Here is a 22,575-nt window from a genome sequence, read left to right as displayed (position 1 = left end):
GATAAGATGATTGCGAAAACTGCGCTCGATTCCGGCTGGACGCTTCACTGCAACGATACAGGAAGACCGGGACTGCCGGATGCGATACCGGCGACGGTGCCGGGCTGCGTCCATACCGACCTTCTCGCCAACCGGCTGATCGCCGATCCCTATATCGACGTCAACGAGATCACCAATGACTGGATCGGCAAGACCGACTGGACCTATCGCTGCCGGTTCGAGGCCGCGCCGGATGAGGGCAGAGTGCATGAGCTCGTCTTCGACGGGCTCGATACGATCGCGGTGATCAGCCTCAACGGCGAAGAGATCGGCCGCACATTCAATATGCACCGCACCTACCGTTTCGATGTTTCCGGGCTGCTGAAGGCCGGCGTCAACGAACTCTCCGTCACCTTCCGCTCCGCCTATGCCTATGGCGCAGAGATGGAGAAACATTACGGCTACCGCCCCAACAACTACCCAGGCCCGGGCAATCTGATGCGCAAGATGGCCTGCAATTTCGGCTGGGACTGGGGACCGACGCTGGTGACGGCGGGCGTCTGGAAGCCGGTGCGTCTGGAAAGCTGGGACCGGGCGCGGCTTGCCGAGACGCGGGTGTCTGCAAGCCTTGCCGGCGGCGACGGGCTGGTGACGGTGCATGCGGGACTGGCGCGGCATGGCGATCACGGGCCGTGCCGGCTGGCCGCCGAAATCGGCGGCGTGACCAAGACAGTAGCAATTGGCCCCGGCGAAGACGCGGTTTCCTTCGAACTCCGCCTCCCCTCGCCGCAGCTCTGGTGGCCGCACCATCTCGGTGCGCAGCCGCTCTATCCGCTGATGCTCACGCTGATCGACGAGGCCAGCGGCGATCTGCTCGACAGCTTCGAGCGCGAGCTCGGCTTCCGTTCGCTCAGGCTCGATACCTCGGCCGACGAGCGCGGCTCGGCCTTTACCTTCGTCATCAACGACGTGCCGCTCTTCATCGCCGGCGCCAACTGGATTCCCGACGATTGTTTTCCGTCGCGGGTGACGGCCGACCGTTACGCCGCACGGATCGACGAGGCGAAGGCCGCCAATATCCATATGCTGCGCGTCTGGGGCGGCGGCATCTTCGAGCGTGATGAGTTCTACGCTGCCTGCGACCGGGCCGGCATGCTGGTCTGGCAGGATTTCCTCTTTGCCTGCGCCGCCTACCCGGAGGAGGAGCCGCTTCGAAGCGAGGTCGAGGCGGAGGTGCGCGACAATGTCGCGCGGCTGATGCCGCATGCCTCATTGATCCTCTGGAACGGCAACAACGAGAATATCTGGGGCTTCGACGAATGGGGCTGGCGGCCGGTCATCAGGGCCGGCGAGAGCTGGGGGCTCGGCTATTATCTCGACCTCCTGCCGAAGCTCTGCCGCGAGCTCGATCCCGACCGGCCCTATTATCCCGGCAGCCCCTATTCCGGCTCGATGGAGATCGAACCCAATGCCGACGGACATGGCTGCAAACATATCTGGGACGTGTGGAACGATGTCGGCTACGAGATCTACCGCAACTATATCCCGCGCTTCTGCTCCGAATTCGGCTGGCAGGCGCCGCCCGCCTGGGCGACGATCGAAGAGAGCGTACACGATCAGCCGCTGACGCCACAATCGAACGGCGTTTTCCATCATCAGAAGGCGACGCAGGGCAATGACAAGCTGATCCGCGGCCTCGCCGGCCATCTGCCGGAGCCAAAGACGATGGAGGACTGGCACTTCGCCACCCAGCTCAACCAGGCGCGCGCCATCCGTTTCGGCATCGAGCACATGCGCTCGCATCGGGCTATCTGCAAGGGTGCGGTGGTCTGGCAGTTCAACGACTGCTGGCCGGTGACCTCCTGGGCCGCGCTCGATTCGGCTGGACGCCGCAAGCCGCTCTGGTATGCGCTGAAATCAGCCTATGATCCGCGCCTGCTGACGATCCAGCCACGCGAGGCCGGACTGGCTGCGGTCGCCGTCAACGAGAGAACGCTGTTCTGGCGGGCGAAAATTGCCGGCAAGCGTTTGACGCTCGATGGAACCGTGCTCGCCGAATTCGAATTCTGGCGGCTGCTCTGCGACCGTTTCGAAGCGAAAGAGTTTCCGCTGCCGAGCGATATCGTCACTCCGAACTTACCGAAGGACGAAGTCGTTGTCGTCGAGATGCTGGACCGGCGGGCGTTTCACTATTTCGTCGAGGATATCGACCTCGCCCTGCCAGCGCCGCGGCTGAGCGTCGATGTCACCGGGATCGACGGGGGCTTCGCCATCACGGTGACGGCGGAGAATTTTCTCAAGGACCTCTGCCTGATGGCGGATCGGCTGGATCCGGAGGCGGTTGTGGATTCCATGCTGGTGACGTTGTTGCCGGGCGAGAGCCATGTGTTTGCGGTGAAGACGGTAAAGGAGATCAAGGCAGAAGATATCACCGTCGGCACCGTGCTGCGATCGGCCAATGATCTTGTTGCCCGTTCGCGCCAGTGACTGCCCCTCACCCTAGCCCTCTCCCCGCTTGCGGGGAGAGGGGACGTGCCCTGCGCGAGTTTGGTGGGAACGGAGAGCTTGCGGCATGGTCCCTTCGCCCCGTTTACGGGGAGCAACCATGTTCAATTTTTCCGGTATTGGGGCGTCCATTCGGTCTTTCGAAAGAGGATTGTGTTGGCGAGGACGATGAGTTTTCGGGCGACGGCTATGACGGCGCACAGGTGTTCCTTTCCGTTCTGACGCAAGCGCGTGTAGAAAGCGGCGAGATCCGGATTGTGCCGGGTTGCCGTGAATGCGCACATGAACAGGCTCTTTCGCAGGCGTTCGCGACCACCCTGGATGCGGCGTCTGCCGTGATATTTTCCGCTATCGTCGTCATAGGGTGCGACGCCGGCAAGGGCGGCGATCTCGGCGCGGCTGGCATGGCCGAGTTCGGGCAGCCGAATGATCAAGCACAGGGCGCTGCGCAGCCCGATCCCCTTGATGGAGATCAGCAGATCGAGCCGTTGCGCCAGGTCGCAATCGTCGCGAACCGTCTTTTCGAGCCGCAGCAGATGGGCCTTGCGGCAGGTTTCGAGGCGGGCGACCTCGCGCAGGTGGCGGCGTTTGATCGCCTCCGACAAGGCGGTCTCGGCAAAGGTCTTGACCAGCGCGATCTGCTGCTCGATCTGTTCCAGATAGGTCAGTTCGGCGGCCAACTTGTCGAAGCGTGCGTCCGGCAGCGCCGGCAACTGCTCGAGACTTGCCGTAAACAACGCAATCAGCATGGCATCGAGCCGATCGTTCTTGGCCCGCTTGAGCGGCTCTTGGCGAAGAATCGCAGTTGCGCCGGCTGTAGACGCGCCGCTGGCCGCTTGCCGGCCCGCAGATGCGCCAGCAGCCGCCATTCATAGCCGCCGGAGGCTTCGAAGCCGATGCGGCTGACGTCATGCTCTCGAAGAAAGGCGTCAAGCGCCTTCAGGCCAGCGGTGTCGTACGTGACCCTCAGCCTTGCCTTACCGGGATGGAGGGCAATGTCGAGATGGCTTTTGCCGACATCGATTCCGGCACAGATCATGCTATTATCGGTCATCTTCGTCGTCCCTGTCGTGGATACGAACCCCAAGGTTCCTGCAACCACACGGGCCAGATGAAGAGCCGGTTGCGATCCTGCTCCCCACAGCCCAAAACGGCTAAGAAGGTGACGATCCGACAACCAGCTGCCGGGCGGGCGGCCACCCGCCCGGCAAGCATCAATATCCTACATTTTTCTTATCCAAGATGGTGGCGGCAGCCGGTTGAGGGGCCGCCAAGCTCACGACATCACCAACACCAAAAGGCCCCGCTGCTAACGGGGCCCTTCCAGCTCGGTCCATCGGACGAGATTACATCCAGTAGGGCGGCACGCCGTAATAATCATACACCCGGCGGCCATTATCGTTGTACCAGGTGTCGTCATCGTCCGAATAGCTGGGTGCGCCTTCGATCTGCTCCTTGGTCAGGTCGATTCGATAACCGTCCAGCTGGGTGTCGTAGTTCAGCTTTTCCCAGGGCAGCGGATAGTGGTCGTGACCGATGCCCAGGAAGCCGCCGAAGCTCAGCACGGCATAGGCGACGCGGCCATCACGCTTGCCGATGATCAGGCGTTCGATCGAGCCGATATGCCGGCCATCAGGGCCATAGACTCGGGTTCCTTCGACGCGGTCGCTGGCGATCAGCGAATGCGTTTCCTTCGTGTTCGGGTCACGGCGGCTGGCGTCGGTGTCCTGATTCAACATTTGAACCTCCTTTGGGTGTTTCCTCATGATTGGTATGAAGGGTCAACGCCATTGCGGACTCAAAGTTCCCACCCTTTCGACGACCGCGATGGGCTATTGTTGACGTTTACGTCAAGGTTAGTATAGCTTCATACGGCTTGAACCATACAGGCAATGGCATAAGCTGCGGGACTGGAAGATGGAGGATGCTTCCGGTCAATTGCGGGCCGGTCGACCACGATTCGATCGGCGCGGCGGCCGCAAGGGAGAGAGAGACACGATGAGCAGCATTTCCGTCCATCCGAACGGAGCAAAAGCGGACAAGCCCTGGCTTGCCACCTATCCCGATATGGTTCCGGCCGAACTGCCGCCGCTGGAACATGCCTCGCTCGCCGAACTTCTGGAAAAATCCTGCGCCCGTTACGCCGACCGGACGGTTTTTTCCAGCATGGGCAAGGCGATGAGCTATCGCGAGCTCGAAAGCCAGACGCGCAAGGTCGCCGCCTGGCTGCAGAGCATCGGCCTCGAGAAAGGCGACCGCGTCGCGGTGATGATGCCGAATGTGCTGCAGAACCCCGTCGCCACCTATGCGATCCTGCGGGCCGGCCTGGTGGTCGTCAATGTCAATCCGCTCTATACGCCGCGCGAACTCGAACACCAGTTGCGTGATTCCGGCGCCAAGGTGGTCTTCGTGCTGGAGAATTTCGCCCGCACCGTCGAGCAGGTCCTCAACAAGACCGACCTGCGCCATGTCGTCGTCACCTCGCTCGGCGAAATGCTGGGGCCGAAGGGGCTGATGGTCAATTTCGTCGTGCGCAAGGTCAAAAAGCTCGTTCCCTCCTGGTCGATCCCGCAGCATAAGAGCTTCAGTCAGGTGCTCAGTGAAGGCGCAAGGAAAAGTCTCCAGCCGGTCGCGCTGACGGGTGGAGACATCGCCTTCCTGCAATATACCGGCGGCACAACGGGCGTTGCCAAGGGCGCGGTGCTGACACATCAGAACCTGCTCGCCAACAAGCTGCAGCTGTCGCTGTGGCTGCGGTCGGCTTTCCAGCGCAAGAAGCAGCCGGAGGTGCTGAATTTCCTCTGCGCGCTGCCGCTCTACCACATCTTCGCGCTGACGGTGAATTCGCTTATGGGCATGTCGCTCGGCGCCCACAATATCCTGATCGCCAATCCGCGCGACATTCCCGGCCTCGTCAAGGAGTTCGGAAAGTCCAACATTCACATCTTCCCCGGCCTCAACACGCTGTTCAACGCGCTGATGAACAATGCCGAATTCGCCAAGCTCGATTTCTCATCGCTCGTCATGTCGCTTGGCGGCGGCATGGCCGTCCAGCGCCCGGTCGCCGAGCGCTGGCTTGCTATGACCGGCACAGCGATAACGGAAGGCTACGGCCTTTCCGAGACATCGCCTGTCGCCACCGCCAACCGCTTCGATTCGGTCGAGTTCACCGGCTCGATCGGCTTGCCGCTTCCCTCTACCGAGCTCGACATCCGCGACGAGGAAGGCCGTTCGCTGCCAGCAGGCGAAATCGGCGAGATCTGCATCCGCGGGCCGCAGGTGATGGCCGGCTATTGGCAGAAGCCGGAGGAAACGGCGCGGGTGATGACATCAGACGGCTATTTCCGCTCGGGCGACATGGGTTTCATGGACGAGCGCGGTTACACCAAGATCGTCGACCGCAAGAAGGACATGATCCTCGTCTCCGGCTTCAACGTCTATCCGAACGAGATCGAGGAAGTCGCCGCCATGCATGCCGGCATCCTCGAAGCCGCGGCGATCGGCGTGCCGGACGGCCATTCCGGCGAGGCGGTCAAGCTCTTCGTCGTCAGAAAGGATCCGAACCTGACGGAAGCGGAGGTAAAGGCCCATTGCATCGCCAACCTCACCAATTACAAGCGCCCGCGTTTCATTGAATTCCGCGCCGAACTGCCGAAATCGCCCGTCGGCAAGATCCTGCGCAAGGACCTGCGCGGCTGAATTTGACACTGTGATGAAATTCAAGCCATCCGCTTCCCGCGGGTGGCTTTTTTCATATTGGAGCGACGGCTGAACTTGATTTGCGCCTGAGAAAGCGAATAGTTTCCGCAACCTTTCCGCCTCAAAAGGAGCCTCCCATGAACGCCATCGTCGAACAGCTGAAAAACACTGCTGACGCCACCAAGGCGACCGATCTCCGCGCCGCCTTCGCCGCCGATCCGCAGCGCTTTTCGCGCTTTTCCGTCTCGCTCGACGATCTGCTGATGGACTATTCCAAGACGGCGGTGAATGACGAGATCCTTAAGCTTTTGGTCAAGCTCGCCGAAGAGGGCGGCGTCGAAAAGAAGCGCGAGGAGATGTTCTCCGGCAAGGCGATCAATTTCACCGAGGACCGCGCCGTTCTGCATACCGCGCTGCGCAACCGCTCCAACACGCCTGTGCTCGTCGACGGCAAGGACGTCATGCCTGACGTCAATGCCGTGCTTGCCGCCATGGGCAAGTTTGCCGACGACATCCGCTCCGGCGCACTGAAGGGCGCCACCGGCAAGGCGATCACCGATGTCATCAATATCGGCATCGGCGGCTCGGATCTCGGCCCCGTTATGGCGACTCTGGCGCTTGCTCCCTTCCATGACGGCCCGCGCGCCCATTTCGTCTCCAATATCGACGGCGCTCATATCGCCGATATCCTGAAGCTGGTGCAGCCGGAGACGACGCTCTTCATCGTCGCCTCTAAGACATTCACGACAGTCGAGACGATGACCAATGCGCAGACGGCGCGCAATTTCATCGCCAAGGCGCTCGGCGATGCAGCCGTGCAGCACCATTTCGCCGCCGTCTCGACGGCGCTCGACAAGGTCGCCGCCTTCGGCATCGACAGCGCCCGCGTCTTCGGTTTCTGGGACTGGGTCGGCGGCCGCTATTCAATCTGGTCGGCGATCGGCTTGCCGCTGATGATCGCCATCGGCCCGGAGAATTTCGGCAAGTTTCTCGACGGCGCGCACGCGGTCGACAATCATTTCCGTAAGGCGCAGGTTACCGAGAACCTGCCGATGCTGCTCGGCCTGATCGGATTCTACCACCGTAATGTGCTCGGCTACCCGACCCGCGCCATCCTGCCCTACGACCAGCGCCTGTCGCGTTTCCCGGCCTATCTGCAACAGCTCGACATGGAATCCAACGGCAAGGGCGTGACCGTCGACGGTACGCCGGTCGAGGGCAATTCCGGCCCGGTCGTCTGGGGCGAACCCGGCACCAATGGCCAGCACGCCTTCTATCAGCTCATTCACCAGGGCACGAGCATTATCCCGGCCGAGTTCATGATCGCCGCCAATGCCTTCGAGCCGGAACTGCGCCACCAGCACCAGCTGTTGATCTCCAACGTGCTTGCCCAGTCCGAGGCGCTGATGAAGGGTCGCACCTTCGCGGAAGCCAAGAAACAGCTGACCGACAAAGGCATGGACGACAAGAAGGCCGATTTCATCGCGCCGCACCGTGTATTTGCCGGCAACCGGCCGTCGATCACCTTCGTCTACGACAAGCTGACCCCTTACGCCCTCGGCCGCCTGATCGCGCTCTACGAACATCGCGTCTTCGTGGAAGGCGTGCTCTTCCGCATCAACTCCTTCGACCAGTGGGGCGTCGAGCTCGGCAAGGAACTGGCGACCGGCCTGCTGCCCGTCGTCGAGGGCAAGCAGAGCGCGGCGAGCCATGATTCCTCCACCCAGGGCCTGGTCGCGGCGCTGGCGAAGCTTGCAAAGTAAATATGAAGAGTTTTTTGTCCTGTCGCCCCTCACTCTAACCCTCTCCCCGTAAACGGGGCGAGGGGACGTGCCCTGTGAAAACTGGGTGGGGGACGGAGAGGTCGCGGCATGTTCCCTTCTCCCCGCGGGCGGGGGTCCGAAGGACGGGTCGAGACCCGTGGCTCGACCCCGGTCGGTGCCGGCAGGCGGATGAGGGGCGGCCGCCAGATCGTCAAAATGGCCGCAAATGATTAGATTGATTTCGGCGGGCTTGGCGCCGCTGCCCTGCAAAAACCGGATTGAATGTTCTACTAATAGAAAATTGTAGAAAGAATTCTTTCAATTCGCCGCCATCGCCCTAGATTCAAGCAAAATCTGTGCGCATGGTACTTCCGACGACATGACCTATCAAACCGGGGACGATACCCCGTTCCACTGTTTCCGCTGGTCTATACCCCGGGCAATTCGCATCCGGATCTGCTCTTTTGATGGCGGCGCCTGCCCTGCATTAGCCTTGCCCCGCCCCGGAGGCTCCCCGGCACCCTGGCACAGAGCGTTTTCCCGATCCATCTTTGCTAAAGGAAGCTCATGAGCCGTCTTATCGTCGTTTCCAATCGTGTTCCCATGCCGGCCAAGGATGGGAGTGCTGCGGCCGGTGGCCTCGCCGTCGCGCTGCAGGCAGCCCTGCAGGCGCGCGGCGGCATCTGGATGGGATGGTCGGGAGAGTCGAGCGGAGACAGGGAGCCCAGCGCGCTGTCGCTGCTGCAGAAGGGCAACATTACCTATGCGCTGACCGATCTCACCGACACCGACGTCGAGGAATATTACCGCGGCTTTGCAAACCGCGTTCTCTGGCCGATCTGTCATTACCGCCTCGATCTCGCCGAATATGGCCGAAAGGAGATGGCCGGCTATTTCCGCGTCAACCGCTTTTTCGCGCATCGACTGGCGCCGATGATCCAGCCGGACGACGTCATCTGGGTTCATGATTACCATCTCATCCCGCTGGCCGCCGAACTGCGGCAAATGGGGCTGAAGAACCGGATCGGCTTCTTCCTGCACATTCCCTGGCCGCCCGCCGATATTCTCGTCACCATGCCGGTCCATGAAGAAATCATGCGCGGCCTTTCTCATTACGACCTCGTTGGCTTCCAGACCGACTACGACCTGCAGAACTTCGCCGGTTACCTGAGACGGGAGGGCATCGGCGACGACCTCGGAAACGGATTGTTCGATTCGCACGGGCGGATCTTCAAGGCCGGTGCCTATCCGATCGGCATCGAGACCGCAGCCTTCGCCGAATTCGCAGAGCGAGCCGCAGACAATGTCATGGTGCAGAAGACCCGGCGCAGCATCGAAGGCCGCGACATGATCATCGGGGTCGATCGCCTCGATTATTCGAAGGGCATTATCCAGCGTCTGGAAGCGTACGAACGCTTCCTCACCAGCAATCCGGCCTATCAGAACAAGGTCACCTATCTGCAGGTCACGCCGAAATCGCGATCGGAAGTCCCCGAATACGAGCACATGCAGAAAATGGTCGCCGAACAGGCCGGCCGCGTGAACGGCGCGATCGGAACGGTCGACTGGGTGCCGATCCGCTATGTCAACCGATCGATCAGCCGCACCGTGCTCGCCGGTCTCTACCGCCTGGCGACGATCGGGCTCGTCACGCCGTTGCGCGACGGCATGAACCTCGTCGCCAAGGAATATGTCGCCGCCCAGGATCCGGATCGCCCGGGCGTCCTGGTGTTATCGCGCTTTGCCGGCGCGGCACGGGAGCTGAAGGGGGCGCTGCTGGTCAATCCCTACGATGTCGAGGGCACGGCCAATGCGCTTGCCAGAGGGCTAGCCATGTCGCTCGAGGAGCGCCGCGACCGCTGGAGCATGATGATGGAACATCTGCTCTCTCACGACGTCTCGCTCTGGTGCGAAACCTTCCTGCGGGACCTGATGACCGCTCCAGAGCTCGGCGGTAGCGTGGCTCCCCAGGCAGCCTCCTGATCGATCCGCATCCGCATGAAGGCCTCGACGCAAGGGCTGGCTGCGGCGCTGGCGAAGCGTTAAAAATGCTCCTCACCCTAACCCTCTCCCCGTAAACGGGGCGAGGGGGACGTGCCACACGCAATGTCGGCGGCGGAACGGAGAGGTCGCGACTATCCCCCTTCGCCCCGCAAGCAGGGGTCCGAAGGACGGGTCGAGACACGTGGCTCGACCTCGGTCGATGCCGGCAGGCGGATGAGGGGCTGATGCTCGCTTAAGCCTTAAAGCCCGATCTCATGCGCCCAGGGCGGATTGGCGCCGGCGCGGGAAACGGTGACGGCGGCGGCCTTGGCGCCGAGCGTCAGGGCGTTGCGCACCGCCTGTTCATCGAGCGAGGCGACCCGCTCTTTGGTCAGCAGATTATCCCTCTTCAGCGAGGCAAGCACGCCGGCGTCGAAGGTATCACCGGCGCCGACCGTGTCGACAACGGCAACGCGCTCGCTCGGCACCGTCACCTTGCGATCCCTGGTGTAACCCGAGGCGCCTTCCGCGCCCTTGGTGATGACGACGAGCTTGGCGCCCTCAGCCAGCCAGTGGGCGGCGAGCGCGTCATGGTCGCCTGAAAGACCGAACCAGTCGAGATCCTCGTCGGAGAACTTGACGATGTCGGACTTTGCCGCCATGCGCCGGATGCGGGCCATATGAGCCTGCTTGTCCTTGATGAAGCCCGGGCGGATGTTGGGGTCGAGCGAAATGACGCGGCGGGCCGCTTCCCGGTCGAGCAGTGCTTCGTAGGTTTCGCCGCAGGGGCTCGGGATCAGGCTGATCGCGCCGAAATGCAAGGCTTCGCAATCATCGCCGAGAACAGGCAGGTCGGCCTCGGTGATCATCCGGCCGGCTGTGCCCTCATCGTAGAAGGCATAGGTCGCCTGGCCGCTGACCAGCTTGACGAATGCGATCGTCGAAGGGCGCGGGGTGATGGCGCATGGGCTGTAATCGACATTGCTCGCCTTCAGTGTCGCCAGCAGGATTTCTCCCATCATGTCGTCGGCGATGCCGGTGAAGAAGGCGGTGGGAATGCCGAGGCGGCCGAGCGCGATGGCGGTATTGAAGATCGCGCCGCCGGCATAGGGCGCAAAGCCCTTCTCACCAAGGGTGGTGTCCCTCGGCAGCATGTCGATCAGGGCTTCGCCGCAGCACAAAATCATCGGATTCCTCCCAACAGCATTTCTATCTTCATCAAGCGCTTAAGTGAGCTTTTGTCAACCGATTAGAGCGAAAGCTCACTCACTCCACCATTCCTCGCCGACCACGCCAATGGCGCATCGAGAAAGGCCTCGACCTCTGCAAGCGTCTTGTCGTCGAAAAGCTTCTCTGCCCTGGCAACCGCAAGGACGCTGCGCCAGGTGGCGATGTGATGCAGCCTCACCTTGCCGTCGGCAAAACGCTGATCGCCGAAAATGCCGTAGAAGAACAGCGCGATACCGTGATCGACGATGCCGCCGGCGGCGCGAATGGCGTCGATGAACTTGAACATGCTGCCGCCGGCCGTCGTCAGGTCCTCGATGACGAGCACGCGCGAACCTTCGGGCATATTGCCTTCGATCTGGGCGTTGCGGCCGTGGCCCTTCGGCTGCTTGCGGACGTAGATCATCGGCAGGCCGAGGCGATCTGCGAGCAGGGCAGCGAAGGGAATGCCGGCGGTCTCGCCGCCGGCGATGCAATCGAACTGCTCGAAACCGGCATCGCGCAGCAGAGTGCTGGCGGCAAAATCCATCACCGTCGAACGGATGCGCGGATAGGACAGGAGCTTACGGCAATCGATATAGACCGGGCTCGCCATGCCGGAGGAGAGCTTGTAAGGCTGAGCCGCATTGAAATGCACCGCTTTGATCTCCCAGAGCATCTTGGCCACCAATTCGGCCATCAGGGCGCGGTCGGGAAATGCGGTCTGGATCATCGGGCTCTCCTTCGGTTTTGCGTCTCCGGCAATAGCAGCAAGCGCCCACCGTTTCCAGACGCAGGCGATCTATTCCAGCAAGAGACGGCCGATATCGGGTCCCTGCATCTTCTTGAACAAGGCAATCGTCCGGTCGCCCTCCTCTGCATCCAGCGAGACGGCATAACGCACGGCGGCGGCAAGCAGCTGCATCGTCAACCGGGCGATCGCCTGAAGTTCGCTGCGGTCCCGATCCGGCCAGAGGCGCACGAGCACGGCGAGAAATGCCTGGGTATGGAATTCCATGTCTTCGGCATCGACCTGCTGCAGCAGCTTGTCGGTGTGGGTCGCATGCCAGATATCGCGCATCACGGGCTCGCGGCGGAAGAACGCATAATATTCGTCGACGATGTTGGCGAGCGCGGCCGGCAGGGCGGCGGCGTCGACGACCTTCGCCAGTTCCGCCTCGACACAGCGCCTGCCCTCTTCGTTGAAGCGCTCGGCCAACGTCCGGATAATCGCGCTCTTGTCGGGGAAATACTGGTAGAGGGCGCCGAAGGAAAGGCCAGCCTTTTCAACGATCCCGCTCATCTTCAGGCCGTCGCTGCCATGGCTTTCGATCAGTTCGGCGGCGACGGCGAGGATTTTTTCGAAACGCTCGCGGCCGCGCTGCTGGCGCGGGATGCGGCGCGGCTGGCCGCCACGGTCCTGCTGGCGTCTGCGCGTTGCGCGTTTCTGCTCCGACATCGGCTCTCCTTCACGTTGACAAACAAAATAAGAGAGTTTATCTCATATGGCAAATCCGAGAGTCTCTCTTATTTCATTCCCGCAAGGAGCTTCGGCATGCAGATCGTCCTCATCCTTTCCCTCGTCGCCGCGGCGATCGGCAGCGGCCTCGTCGCCGGCATCTTCTTCGCCTTCTCGACCTTCATCATGACCGCCTTCTCACGCATCCCGGCCGAACAGGGCATTGCGGCGATGAACTCGATCAATGTGACGATCGTCCGCTCGCCCTTCATGGGCCTCTTCGTGCCGACGGCGATCCTCTGCCTCGTCATCGCCGTCCTCGCGGTGATCGACTGGCGCGGCGGCGCGTCCGCGCTGATGCTGGCGGGTGCAGCCATTTATGTGTTTGCCTCCTTCCTCTCGACGATCATCGTCAACGTGCCGATGAACGACGCCCTGGAAAAGGTCAGCGGCAGCGGGGCGGCGGCGGTGGCGCTCTGGACCTCCTATGTCAGGGATTGGACGTGGTGGAACCATGTGCGAACCGTGGCCTCGCTGCTCGCCTCGGCCGCTTTCGTGCGGGCGCTGATGATGGTTTGAGCAGCAGGCGCCCACACTCAAGAGAGCCCCTGAGGTGCCCCGCAGGGGCCTCGAAGGACGAGGCGGCATGCCGGCGTCTGCCGAGCAGTCGGGAATCAAGATGCGGTGCGCGACACCTCGGCCGGAACTGCAGTGAGATAGCCGGCAAGCTCGACCCGGTTGCGGCCGCCGCGCTTGGCGGCGTAGAGCGCCTTGTCGGCGGCGCTCAGCATGGCGTCGAAATCGAGCGGCGTCGACCGGCCGGGCGCAACGCCGACGCTCACTGTGCATCTCAACACCTCACCGTCGATTGGAATCTCTCGCGCCTCGAAGGCCCTGCGGATCCGCTCAGCCGTCAGTTCTGCCCGGCCGGGCATGATCTCCTTCAGCACTAGCGCGAATTCCTCACCGCCGAGCCTCGCGGCGGTATCGCCTGAGCGGCAATGGGCGGTCAGTTCCTCGGCGAAGACGGTGATCACGCAGTCGCCGCTCGCATGGCCATAGCGGTCGTTGACCGATTTGAAATGATCGATATCGAAGAGGATGACGGCGGCGGTGGTGCCCATCGGGCGCGTGCCATACTGATCGAAGACGGCGCGGCGGTTGAGCAGGCCTGTCAGCGGATCGGTGATCGCCTCGAGACGATGGCGGGCGGCGAGCCGCCATTGATGCAGCGCCAGCGACAGCGCGCCGATCCCGGTCATGCCGGCGATGCAGACGGCGAGGCTCAGATCCTCCGCCCAGTTGCTCGGCGCCTTGCCGAGCACCAGCTTTCCATCGGCGATCAACACGGCGGCGCAGAGAACGAAGGAGATTGCCGTCAGCGTATAGAGTGCCGCAATGCCGAGGAGCGGCGCCGGCGCTTCGGCGCGGGCGAGCCAATATTGCCGAGCGGTAGTAAACAGCAGCAGGGCGATGGCGAGATTGTCGGCGATGAAGGCGAGGCCGTCATAGCCGGAAACCATCGGGAGGATTGAGAAGGCCATCGCCGCCAGCGCCCGGCTGGCGATGGCAAGGATTGACAGGCGACCTGACAGGAACTGTTTGCCCGCGCCCCAGATGGTGGCAAAGCCGGCATGGAACAGCACGAAACTGCCAATGGCGAAGCCTATATCAGGCCTGCTCACATAGGCGCTGTAGATAAAAATGCCGCTGACAACGAGGACGAGACCGATGGTGGCGGTGAGCAGCACGGTTTCGGTCCGGCGCACAAGCCAACTGCCCATCAGGGTTACGGCCAGGCAGGCCGCGGAGACGCCGAGCGCCAACAGAAGGGAGTTGTAGTCAAGCATCATGCTTCTTCAGTCTCCGCAGCGGTGTCGCGCCGGACGATCGGCAGCTATGGGGTCCGCGAAGAGGAATGTCTTATGCATCCGTTAACAAATGATGCACCGCACAATGAAAATGTTACGCGCCTAACGTCACCACAGCACTTAAAATGAATTTTCTATTTAAAATAGAAAACGCAGCAGGCGAGTCCCTAGACCAACACCTGCCAATGAAGGGGAAACATAGGATCGAAAACCGTCACCGGACCGGCGCCGGTTTCTATCTTAGCGGGAAAGAGAACCGGCTCTGCCTGCTTGGAAAGCGTGATGCGTTCCTCGTTCGGCAACAGCCCATACCAGGCCGGTCCGTTCAGCGAGGCGAAAGCTTCAAGCCTGTCGAGAGCGCCTTCCTCCTCGAAGACATGCGCAAGACAGCTCATCGTATTGATCGAGGTGTAGATGCCGGCGCAGCCGCAGGCGCATTCCTTCAGCGGATCGACATGCGGGGCAGAATCGGTGCCGAGGAAGAAGCGGGCGTCGCCGCTTACGGCGGCTGCGCGCAGCGCCAGCCGATGGTTCTCGCGCTTGGCGACCGGCAGGCAGTAATAATGGGGGCGGATGCCGCCGACGAGGATGGCGTTGCGGTTGATGATCAGGTGGTGGGTGGTGATCGAGCCGGCGAGATTTGATTTGGCCGCCTTGATGTAATCGATGCCGTCTGACGTCGTCACATGCTCCATCGTCACCTTCAGCTCGGGCAAGGCCCGGCGCAGCGGATCGAGCACGGTGTCGATGAAGACGGCCTCGCGATCGAAAATATCGACGTCGGGCTTCGTCACCTCGCCATGGACGCAGAGCGGCAGGCCGATCTCAGCCATGCGCTCGAGCACCGGCATCGCCTTCTCCATGTCGCGCACCCCCCCATGCGAATTGGTCGTGGCGCCGGCGGGATAAAGCTTGACGGCGGTGATGAGGCCGCTCTTTGCACCCTCCGCCACATCGTCGGGGCTGGTATGTTCTGTGAGATAAAGCGTCATCAGCGGCTGGAAACGGTGGCCGTCCGGCAGCGCCTTGAGGATGCGCTCGCGATAGGCCTTCGCATCCGCTGACGTGACGACCGGCGGCACCAGATTGGGCATGATGATGGCGCGGGCGAAGGTGCGGCTCGTATCGGCGATCACGCCTTCCAGCATGGCGCCGTCGCGCAGATGCAGGTGCCAGTCGTCGGGACGGCGGATGGTGATCGATTGCATGGCAGGCCTCCGAAGCGATGCGTCTGCCGCCTCGATAGCACTAAAGCGCGGCGGGTCAAACCGGCTTCATGCGACGCCGTTTCGCCCTTTATGCAAATCCTGATCCCGGAGCCGTTCAATACGTCCGGGCGGCATGCATCATACATCAAATGAACAATCGCGTCGGCGTCACGCCAGCGCAATCTCCAGCGTCACGTCGGCTGGGCGACGGTTTTCGAGGATCAGCCGGCCGTTCGGCAGGTCGTTGCCGTAGACTTTGGCGCTGGCGGCTTCTTCGCTGAGATTGTAACCGCGCCAGCGCGCCCAGAGCCGCTCTTCGAGAACCTCCATCGGCGGCGCCAGCATGATCGAAAAATCGAAGATGCCGTCGAGTTCGGCCCATTTACCCTGTGTGAAGAGCAGATAATTGCCCTCGACGATGATGAAGCGGTCCTCGGGATCGATTGGTCTGGCGGAAGCGATGGCGAGTTCGCGGGAGCGGTCGAAGACCGGCGCCAGAACCTCCTGGTCGGCCCGGCGGACGGCGCGGATGATATCGAGGAAGCCTCTGACATCGAAAGTTTCCGGAATGCCCTTGCGCGCCAAAAGGCCGCGTTCGATGAGGATGGCATTGTCCATGTGGAAGCCGTCCATCGGCAGGACTGCGGCGCTTTCGCCTTTGGCTTTCAGCGCCGCCGCCAGATTGTCGGCCATGGTTGACTTGCCCGCCCCCGGCGGCCCGGCGACGGCAATCAGGAAACGTTTGGCATCGCCGGCGCGGGAAAGCACCTCGCCGGCGATGTCGTCGATGCGCAGGCTCATGCCGCAACGGGCTCCGTCGGCACCGCCTTGGCGCCGGTCATGAAGGCGACGGCGTCGGACATGGTGTATTCCTTCGGATTGATCACCGTCAGCCGCCGGCCGAGACGGTGGATATGGATCCGGTCGGCGACCTCGAAGACATGCGGCATGTTGTGCGAGATCAGCACGATCGGCAGGCCGCGGGCGCGCACGTCGAGGATGAGTTCCAGCACGCGCCGGCTTTCCTTGACGCCGAGGGCGGCCGTCGGTTCGTCCATGATGATGACCTTCGAGCCGAAGGCTGCGGCGCGGGCGACGGCGACACCCTGGCGCTGGCCGCCGGACAGCGTTTCCACCGCCTGGTTGATGTTCTGGATGGTCATCAGCCCGAGTTCCGACAGCTTGTTGCGCGCCAGCTTTTCCATGGCCGGACGGTCGAGCATGCGGAACAGCGAGCCGAGCGGGCCCTTCTTGCGGATCTCTCGGCCGAGGAACATGTTGTCGGCGATCGATAGCGCCGGCGACAGAGCAAGGTTCTGGTAGACGGTTTCGATGCCGGCTTCGCGCGCCTCCATCGGCGAGCGGAAATGCACCTGCCGGCCTTCGAGCGTGATCACGCCCTCGTCAGGGGTGACCGCGCCTGAAATCGCCTTGATCAGCGACGACTTGCCGGCGCCGTTATCGCCGATGACGGCAAGGATTTCACCCGGATAGAGGTCGAAATCGGCATTGTCGAGCGCGGTCACGCGTCCATAACGCTTTACGAGGCCGCGGGCGGTGAGAATGGGTTCGACAGCCATGGTCATACCGAAACCTTTCTGATCCACTGATCAATGGCGACGGCGGCAATGATCAGCACGCCGGTCAGGAGGACTTTCCATTGCGGATCGGCACCGAGCATGTTGAGGCCCATCGACACGACGCCGACGATCATGGCCCCGAACAGCGTGCCGAGAATGGAACCGCGGCCGCCGAAGAGCGAGATGCCGCCGATCACGGTCGCTGTGATCGCCTGGAGGTTATAGTCGGTCACCGCCGAGGACGGGGAGATTGAGCCGTTGCGGCCGATCGACACCCAGGCGGCGAAGGCGGCGATGACGCCCGACAGCGTATAGACGGTGAGCAGCACCCTCTTCGTCTGGATACCGGAGAGCTTCGCCGCTTCCGGATCGTCGCCGACCGCATAGACATGCCGGCCCCAGGCGGTGTGATTGAGGATGTACCAGAACAGGAGGACGAGCAGCACCATGGCGATGACGCCGAGGGTGAGCACGGCGCTGCCGACCTTGAAGCTCGCGGCGAAAAGATGCAGCAGCGGCGCCTGTTCGTCGACATCGGTGTCGCGGATCGTCTCATTGGCGGAATAGATGAAATTCGTCGCCATAACGATATTCCAGGTGCCGAGCGTGACGATAAAGGGCGGCAGCTTCATGAAGGCGACGAGGAAGCCGTTCAGCAGTCCGCACAGGCCGCCGACCAGCAGGCCTCCGATCACCGCTATCGGCGTCGGGATGCCGTAGGTGATGGCGACATTGCCCATGATGACGGCTGAAATCACCATGATGACGCCGATCGACAGATCGATGCCGGCCGTCAGGATGACCAGCGTCTGGGCGGCGCCGAGAATGCCGACGATGGCGATCTGCTGCAGGATCAGCGTCAATGTGTATGACGAGAAGAAACGCCCGCCGAGCGCTATTCCGAAGATGATGATCGCCAGTACGAGTACGATCAGCGGCACGGCGGCCGGTGTCGAGTGCAGAAAGTGCTGGGCGCGCTTGATCAGCGGGACGCCCTGGTGCTCGAAGGAGGCGACGTTCTTGTCGCTGCCGTCGAGGACGCGTTCGAATTCCTGTGCTCCGGTCATGGTTCCTCCTCCGCATCCGCGCGCCGAACCCGCGCGGAGGCCGTCACCCCTGTTGATCCGTTCGTTGCTTAGCCGGTGGGCGACGGCACATCGTCCGTCTAAAACGGCCGGGGATCAAGCCCCGGCCGGTGCGCCTTCAATCAAGCGGGGCTCAGCCCCAGCACTTGTCCGTGCCTTCTTTGGTGTCGATCGACTTGAGGCCGGGGACCGGCTTGTCGGTAACGAGCGAGACGCCGGTATCGAAGAAGGACTTGCCTTCGGTCGGCTTCGGCTTTTCACCCGAGTCGGCGAACTTCTTGATCGCCTCGATGCCGAGCGACGCCATCAGCAGCGGATATTGCTGCGAGGTGGCGCCGATGACGCCTTCCTTGACCGACTTGACGCCCGGGCAGCCGCCGTCGACCGAGACGATCAGCACGTTCTTTTCCATGCCGACGGCCTTCAGCGCCTGATAGGCGCCGACAGCGGCCGGCTCGTTGATCGTGTGGATGACGTTGATGCTCGGATCCTTCTGCAGAAGGTTTTCCATGGCCTTGCGGCCGCCTTCTTCATTGCCGTTCGTCACGTCATGGCCGACAATGCGCTTGTCGTCTTCGTCGCCGATCTTGTCCGGGTTCTTCGGGTCGATGCCGAAGCCCATCATGAAGCCCTGGTCGCGCAGAACGTCGACCGTCGGCTGCGACGGCGTCAGGTCGAGGAAGCCGACCTTGGCGTCCTTGGCCTTGTCGCCGAGCGTTTCCTTGGCCCACTGACCGATCAGTTTGCCGGCGAGCAGGTTGTCGGTGGCGAAGGTGGCGTCGGCGGCATCGGCTGGCTCGAGCGGCGTGTCGAGCGCGATCACCAGCAGGCCGGCGTCGCGGGCCTTCTTGACAGCCGGCACGATGCCCTTGGTATCGGAGGCCGTCAGCAGAATACCCTTTGCGCCGTCGGCGATGCAGCTTTCAATCGCTGCGACCTGGCTTTCGCTGTCACCGTCGATCTTGCCGGCATAGGACTTCAGCGAGACGCCGAGTTCCTTGGCCTTGGCCGTCGCACCTTCCTTCATCTTGACGAAGAAGGGGTTGGTGTCGGTCTTGGTGATGAGGCAGGCGGAAACGTCAGCCGCCATCGCCGGAGCAGAAAAAGCGACACCGAGCGCGAGCGCGCCAAAAGCGAGAACTGATTTCTTCATGAACTCCTCCCAGAGTTTGCCGGCGCCGCCCTGCGGGCCGGAATTTTCAAAATATGACACTTCGCTCAGTCGCTGTCGCTCCAAAGCCGTCGGTGTCCTTGACGATGGCAATTAAGAGCGAAAGAAATCCGCTTGTCAATAAATAAATCCAATTGAATTATTAATTCGATGTGGCATGCTCGATGGAATTAGGGTGTCCAGCGCCGTGTCTCCGGCGCGCAGGGGACGCCCTACCGCTTTGAGCCGCTGCAGGTTTCTTAAATCGTCTCTGATGGGGAAAATGCAGGAGGCGAACGCTCGGGAGGAGCGGCCATGTCGTCTTTGGAAGGACCGGAACACACGCCGGTCCCGCCGCCGATTCTAAATCCGGCCGGCGGTGCGAACCAGGTCAGGGTGCGAGCCTATAACGAGCGGCTCGTGCTGTCGCTGGTGCGCCTCTACGGCGCGTTGTCGAAGGCCGATATCGCGCGCCGCAGCGGGCTTTCGGCCCAGACCGTCTCGGTCATCATGCGGGTGCTGGAAAAGGAAGGGCTGCTGTCGCGCGGCGCGCCTGTGCGCGGCCGGGTCGGCCAGCCATCGATCCCGATGCATCTCAATCCCGACGCCGTCTATTCCTTCGGCCTGAAGATCGGCCGGCGCAGCGCCGATCTGGTGCTGATGGATTTCGTCGGCCGCATCCGGATGCAGCTGCACCGGACCTATGCCTATCCGCTGCCGCATGAAATCCTTGCCTTCGTCACCTCGGGCATCCGCGAGATCGAAGACAAGCTCGACGAAAGGCAGCGCGGCCGCGTCGCCGGCCTCGGCATCGCCGCGCCTTTCGAACTCTGGAACTGGGCCGATGAGGTGGGAGCGCCTCCGGGCGCCATGGAAGTCTGGCGCGATGTCGACCTGCAGGCCGATATCGCCGCGCGCGTCTCCCATCCCGTTTTCCTGCAGAACGATGCGACCAGCGCCTGCGGCGCGGAACTCGTCTTCGGCGTCGGCCCCTCTTATCCCGACTTCGTCTATTTCTTCATCGGCTCCTTCATCGGCGGCGGCATCGTCCTGAATTCGGCGATCTTTTCCGGCCGCACCGGCACGGCGGGCGCGATCGGGCCGCTGCCCGTGCGCGACAGGAACGGCGAAACCAAGCAGCTGCTCGAAATCGCCTCGATCTTCGTCTTGGAAAACATGCTGCGCGAGCGCGGTATCGATCCCGAACCGCTGTGGTATTCCGCGGACGACTGGGTGGATTTCGGCGAGCCGATGGAGGCGTGGATCCAGGACAGCGCCAAGGCGCTCGCCCAGGCGATCGTCGCCGCCGCCTCGATCGTCGATTTCAGCGCAGCCGTCATCGACGGCGGCTTTCCCCATTGGGTGCGCAGCCGCATCGTGCAGGCGACGATCGACGAAGCCGCCAAGCTCGACCTGCAGGGCGTCGTCATGCCCGAAATTATCGAGGGCGCGGTCGGCGCGCAGGCACGCGCCATCGGCGGCGCCAGCCTGCCGATCTTTTCGCGCTATCTCACCGACCAGAACGTACTCTTCAAGGAGGTAGACCATGCTGAAGGGACTTGATCCGCTCTTGAGCCCGGAATTGCTCGCAACACTTCGGGCCATGGGCCATGGCGACGAAATCGCCATCGTCGACGGCAATTATCCCGGCGTCGAACATGCGCGCCGGCTGATCCGGCTCGACGGCCACCATCTCATCCCTGTGCTCAATGCCGTGCTCAGCGTGCTGCCGATCGACGATTTCGTGCCGGAAGCGATCTTCCGCTCGACCGTCAAGGCCGAGCGCGACAAGCTCGATCCGGTGCATGAGGAGATGATCGACTGCTGCGCCCGTCACGAACCGCACCGGCAGGTGGTGCCGCTGATCGGCCAGGATTTCTACGGTCGGGTGCGGGCCGCCCATGCGCTGATCCAGACCAGCGAGCCCAGGCTCTATGCCAACATCATCCTGCGCAAGGGCGTGATCTATCCGAAGGAGGCAGGCGCTCAGCCGGGCGAGGTCGATCCGTTCGTCTACTAAAGGGTCGGTGCGCTTCCGTCACCCGTCGATTTCGACTTCCGCTTCGCAGTTTACCGGCGCATTCAAGGGGATGGCCATGCCGATGGACGAGCGGGCGTGGGCGCCGACGTCAGGCCCGTACAGCTCGAGGATCAGATCGGAATAGCCGTTGGTGACCAGCGGCGTCTCGTTGAAGCCAGGAGCGACGTTGACCATGGCGAAGACGCGAAGCCATGCCGTGACCCGATCGAGGTCCCCGACGGCCCGCTTGAGACTGGCGAGATGGGCGAGCGCAACGAGCCGCGCCGACGCGTAACCCTCCTCCGGCGAAACCTCGGCGCCAACCTTGCCAAGCGGATTTGCCAATGTTCCGTCGCGGTTGCATGCGACGTGGCCCGAGATGTAGGCGCGGGTGCCGCGCAGGCGAACCCAGGTGAAGGGCAAGCGCAGTCCGTCGCGAACCTTCAAAGGCTCGGGCAACTCCAGCCCCATTCCGGCCAGCCGTTGTTCGATAATGGCCATAATGCACCTCTCGGTGTGATTGGAGCATGCCGCGCCAAAGCCTGAGGCGGCTTTGCGCCGGGAACCGCCGGACAGTTCCGAAGCGACATGCATCACGGTACGATCTCGTCGAGCTCCGGCATCAGAACGACGCTTTCATTCGCGGCTGCGTCGTTGCGGGCGCCGAGGAATTCGGCGTCTTCGCTGCAGCGGTTGACGGCGACATGCGGAACGCCGGCCGGAATAAACAGGTAATCGCCGGGGCGGACCGTTTCGCACCGTTCAAGTGCTGCCCCCGACCAGATCTCGATCTCCCGACCTGCGATCATCAAGAGAGCCGTCTCGTGTCCCTCATGGCGATGGGCGCCGGTTCGCCGCCCCGCGGGCAGCGAAATCGTCCCGAGCCACAGCATGGTTGACCCAGCGCTTTCAGCTGAGACGCCGGAGCAATAGACCGATCCCTGCCTGGCGACATGACTGCCGCCGGCGCAGACGACCTTGGCGAGGAATGCTTCAGACTCTTTCGGTTGCGCTGCTTCCTTGATCATCGCTCTCACCACTTCGACCACTGCGATGGAGCCACTCTG

Annotated in this window: 21 protein-coding genes; 7 read left to right on the top strand and 14 right to left on the bottom strand. The window is 62.5% G+C overall.

Going from position 1 to position 22,575, the window contains the following annotated elements:
- The first annotated feature begins 6 nt into the window (after window positions 1-6).
- Entirely contained in the window at window positions 7-2,466 is a 2,460-nt protein-coding gene (locus NMA58_RS00590) for a glycoside hydrolase family 2 protein (protein WP_434711967.1), read from the top strand.
- 122 nt (window positions 2,467-2,588) lie between these two features.
- Here the strand turns inward: NMA58_RS00590 and NMA58_RS00585 are convergent, their stop codons facing one another.
- From NMA58_RS00585 to NMA58_RS00575, 3 genes are all read right to left on the bottom strand, one after another.
- Window positions 2,589-3,233, bottom strand: a complete 645-nt coding sequence (locus NMA58_RS00585; protein ID WP_434711966.1) for a transposase — start codon at window positions 3,231-3,233, stop codon at window positions 2,589-2,591.
- Entirely contained in the window at window positions 3,227-3,538 is a 312-nt protein-coding gene (locus tag NMA58_RS00580) for a hypothetical protein (RefSeq protein WP_434711965.1), read from the bottom strand. Before NMA58_RS00580 ends, NMA58_RS00585 begins: the two co-directional genes overlap by 7 nt.
- A 292-nt stretch (window positions 3,539-3,830) precedes the next feature.
- A complete protein-coding gene (locus tag NMA58_RS00575; protein ID WP_085776800.1) occupies window positions 3,831-4,223 on the bottom strand; it encodes a PRC-barrel domain-containing protein in 393 nt (130 codons plus the stop codon).
- A gap of 259 nt (window positions 4,224-4,482) precedes the next feature.
- Between NMA58_RS00575 and NMA58_RS00570 the strand changes: the two genes are divergently transcribed.
- The 3 genes from NMA58_RS00570 (at window position 4,483) to otsA (ending at window position 9,929) form a co-directional block, all read left to right on the top strand.
- Window positions 4,483-6,183: a long-chain fatty acid--CoA ligase gene (locus NMA58_RS00570; protein WP_434711964.1), complete on the top strand. Its 1,701-nt coding sequence runs from the start codon at window positions 4,483-4,485 to the stop codon at window positions 6,181-6,183.
- Between the two features lie 137 nt (window positions 6,184-6,320).
- Window positions 6,321-7,946: a glucose-6-phosphate isomerase gene (gene pgi / locus NMA58_RS00565; RefSeq protein ID WP_434711963.1), complete on the top strand. Its 1,626-nt coding sequence runs from the start codon at window positions 6,321-6,323 to the stop codon at window positions 7,944-7,946.
- 567 nt (window positions 7,947-8,513) lie between these two features.
- A complete protein-coding gene (gene otsA / locus NMA58_RS00560; protein ID WP_434711962.1) occupies window positions 8,514-9,929 on the top strand; it encodes an alpha,alpha-trehalose-phosphate synthase (UDP-forming) in 1,416 nt (471 codons plus the stop codon).
- A gap of 260 nt (window positions 9,930-10,189) precedes the next feature.
- Here the strand turns inward: otsA and NMA58_RS00555 are convergent, their stop codons facing one another.
- From NMA58_RS00555 to NMA58_RS00545, 3 genes are all read right to left on the bottom strand, one after another.
- Window positions 10,190-11,116 carry a carbohydrate kinase family protein gene (locus NMA58_RS00555; protein WP_430961074.1) on the bottom strand — a complete coding sequence of 309 codons (927 nt, stop codon included), beginning with the start codon at window positions 11,114-11,116 and terminating at the stop codon, window positions 10,190-10,192.
- Window positions 11,117-11,178: 62 nt separating this feature from the next.
- On the bottom strand, window positions 11,179-11,868 hold the full coding sequence (locus NMA58_RS00550; RefSeq protein ID WP_085776794.1) for an orotate phosphoribosyltransferase: 690 nt from the start codon (window positions 11,866-11,868) through the stop codon (window positions 11,179-11,181).
- Between the two features lie 69 nt (window positions 11,869-11,937).
- Window positions 11,938-12,594, bottom strand: coding sequence for a TetR family transcriptional regulator (locus NMA58_RS00545; protein WP_430961076.1), 657 nt, complete (start codon window positions 12,592-12,594; stop codon window positions 11,938-11,940).
- A gap of 96 nt (window positions 12,595-12,690) precedes the next feature.
- Between NMA58_RS00545 and NMA58_RS00540 the strand changes: the two genes are divergently transcribed.
- Window positions 12,691-13,173 carry a DUF1772 domain-containing protein gene (locus NMA58_RS00540; RefSeq protein ID WP_430961077.1) on the top strand — a complete coding sequence of 161 codons (483 nt, stop codon included), beginning with the start codon at window positions 12,691-12,693 and terminating at the stop codon, window positions 13,171-13,173.
- Between the two features lie 95 nt (window positions 13,174-13,268).
- On the opposite strand, the gene NMA58_RS00535 is transcribed toward NMA58_RS00540, so the two are convergent.
- The 6 genes from NMA58_RS00535 to NMA58_RS00510 form a co-directional block, all read right to left on the bottom strand.
- Window positions 13,269-14,447, bottom strand: coding sequence for a GGDEF domain-containing protein (locus NMA58_RS00535; RefSeq protein ID WP_434711961.1), 1,179 nt, complete (start codon window positions 14,445-14,447; stop codon window positions 13,269-13,271).
- A gap of 185 nt (window positions 14,448-14,632) precedes the next feature.
- Complete coding sequence (gene pyrC / locus NMA58_RS00530) at window positions 14,633-15,673, bottom strand: dihydroorotase (protein ID WP_434711960.1); 1,041 nt, start codon at window positions 15,671-15,673, stop codon at window positions 14,633-14,635.
- A 168-nt stretch (window positions 15,674-15,841) separates the two neighbouring features.
- Window positions 15,842-16,474: a nucleoside triphosphate hydrolase gene (locus NMA58_RS00525; protein ID WP_434711959.1), complete on the bottom strand. Its 633-nt coding sequence runs from the start codon at window positions 16,472-16,474 to the stop codon at window positions 15,842-15,844.
- The gene (locus NMA58_RS00520; protein WP_064707825.1) at window positions 16,471-17,253 is read right to left on the bottom strand and encodes an ATP-binding cassette domain-containing protein; all 783 of its coding nucleotides are present in this window, start codon (window positions 17,251-17,253) and stop codon (window positions 16,471-16,473) included. The genes NMA58_RS00525 and NMA58_RS00520 overlap by 4 nt, the downstream gene beginning before the upstream one ends.
- A gap of 2 nt (window positions 17,254-17,255) precedes the next feature.
- On the bottom strand, window positions 17,256-18,320 hold the full coding sequence (locus NMA58_RS00515) for an ABC transporter permease (RefSeq protein ID WP_085776788.1): 1,065 nt from the start codon (window positions 18,318-18,320) through the stop codon (window positions 17,256-17,258).
- A 151-nt stretch (window positions 18,321-18,471) separates the two neighbouring features.
- Window positions 18,472-19,491, bottom strand: a complete 1,020-nt coding sequence (locus NMA58_RS00510; RefSeq protein WP_085776787.1) for a sugar ABC transporter substrate-binding protein — start codon at window positions 19,489-19,491, stop codon at window positions 18,472-18,474.
- 312 nt (window positions 19,492-19,803) lie between these two features.
- On the opposite strand from NMA58_RS00510, the gene NMA58_RS00505 reads away from it, so the two are divergent.
- Window positions 19,804-21,051 (top strand): ROK family transcriptional regulator, encoded by a 1,248-nt coding sequence (locus NMA58_RS00505; RefSeq protein WP_434711958.1) that lies wholly within the window; start codon window positions 19,804-19,806, stop codon window positions 21,049-21,051.
- The gene (locus NMA58_RS00500) at window positions 21,035-21,508 is read left to right on the top strand and encodes an RbsD/FucU family protein (RefSeq protein WP_434711957.1); all 474 of its coding nucleotides are present in this window, start codon (window positions 21,035-21,037) and stop codon (window positions 21,506-21,508) included. Before NMA58_RS00505 ends, NMA58_RS00500 begins: the two co-directional genes overlap by 17 nt.
- Before the next feature lie 18 nt (window positions 21,509-21,526).
- Here the strand turns inward: NMA58_RS00500 and NMA58_RS00495 are convergent, their stop codons facing one another.
- Window positions 21,527-22,009: a RidA family protein gene (locus NMA58_RS00495; RefSeq protein WP_097599390.1), complete on the bottom strand. Its 483-nt coding sequence runs from the start codon at window positions 22,007-22,009 to the stop codon at window positions 21,527-21,529.
- Between the two features lie 92 nt (window positions 22,010-22,101).
- Window positions 22,102-22,536 carry a cupin domain-containing protein gene (locus NMA58_RS00490; protein ID WP_430958269.1) on the bottom strand — a complete coding sequence of 145 codons (435 nt, stop codon included), beginning with the start codon at window positions 22,534-22,536 and terminating at the stop codon, window positions 22,102-22,104.
- Window positions 22,537-22,575 lie beyond the last annotated feature (39 nt).

Source organism: Rhizobium sp. YTUHZ045 (assembly GCF_051124255.1).
In the GTDB taxonomy this organism is placed as follows: Bacteria; Pseudomonadota; Alphaproteobacteria; order Rhizobiales; family Rhizobiaceae; genus Rhizobium.
This window is presented reverse-complemented; position numbering and strand designations above follow the sequence as displayed.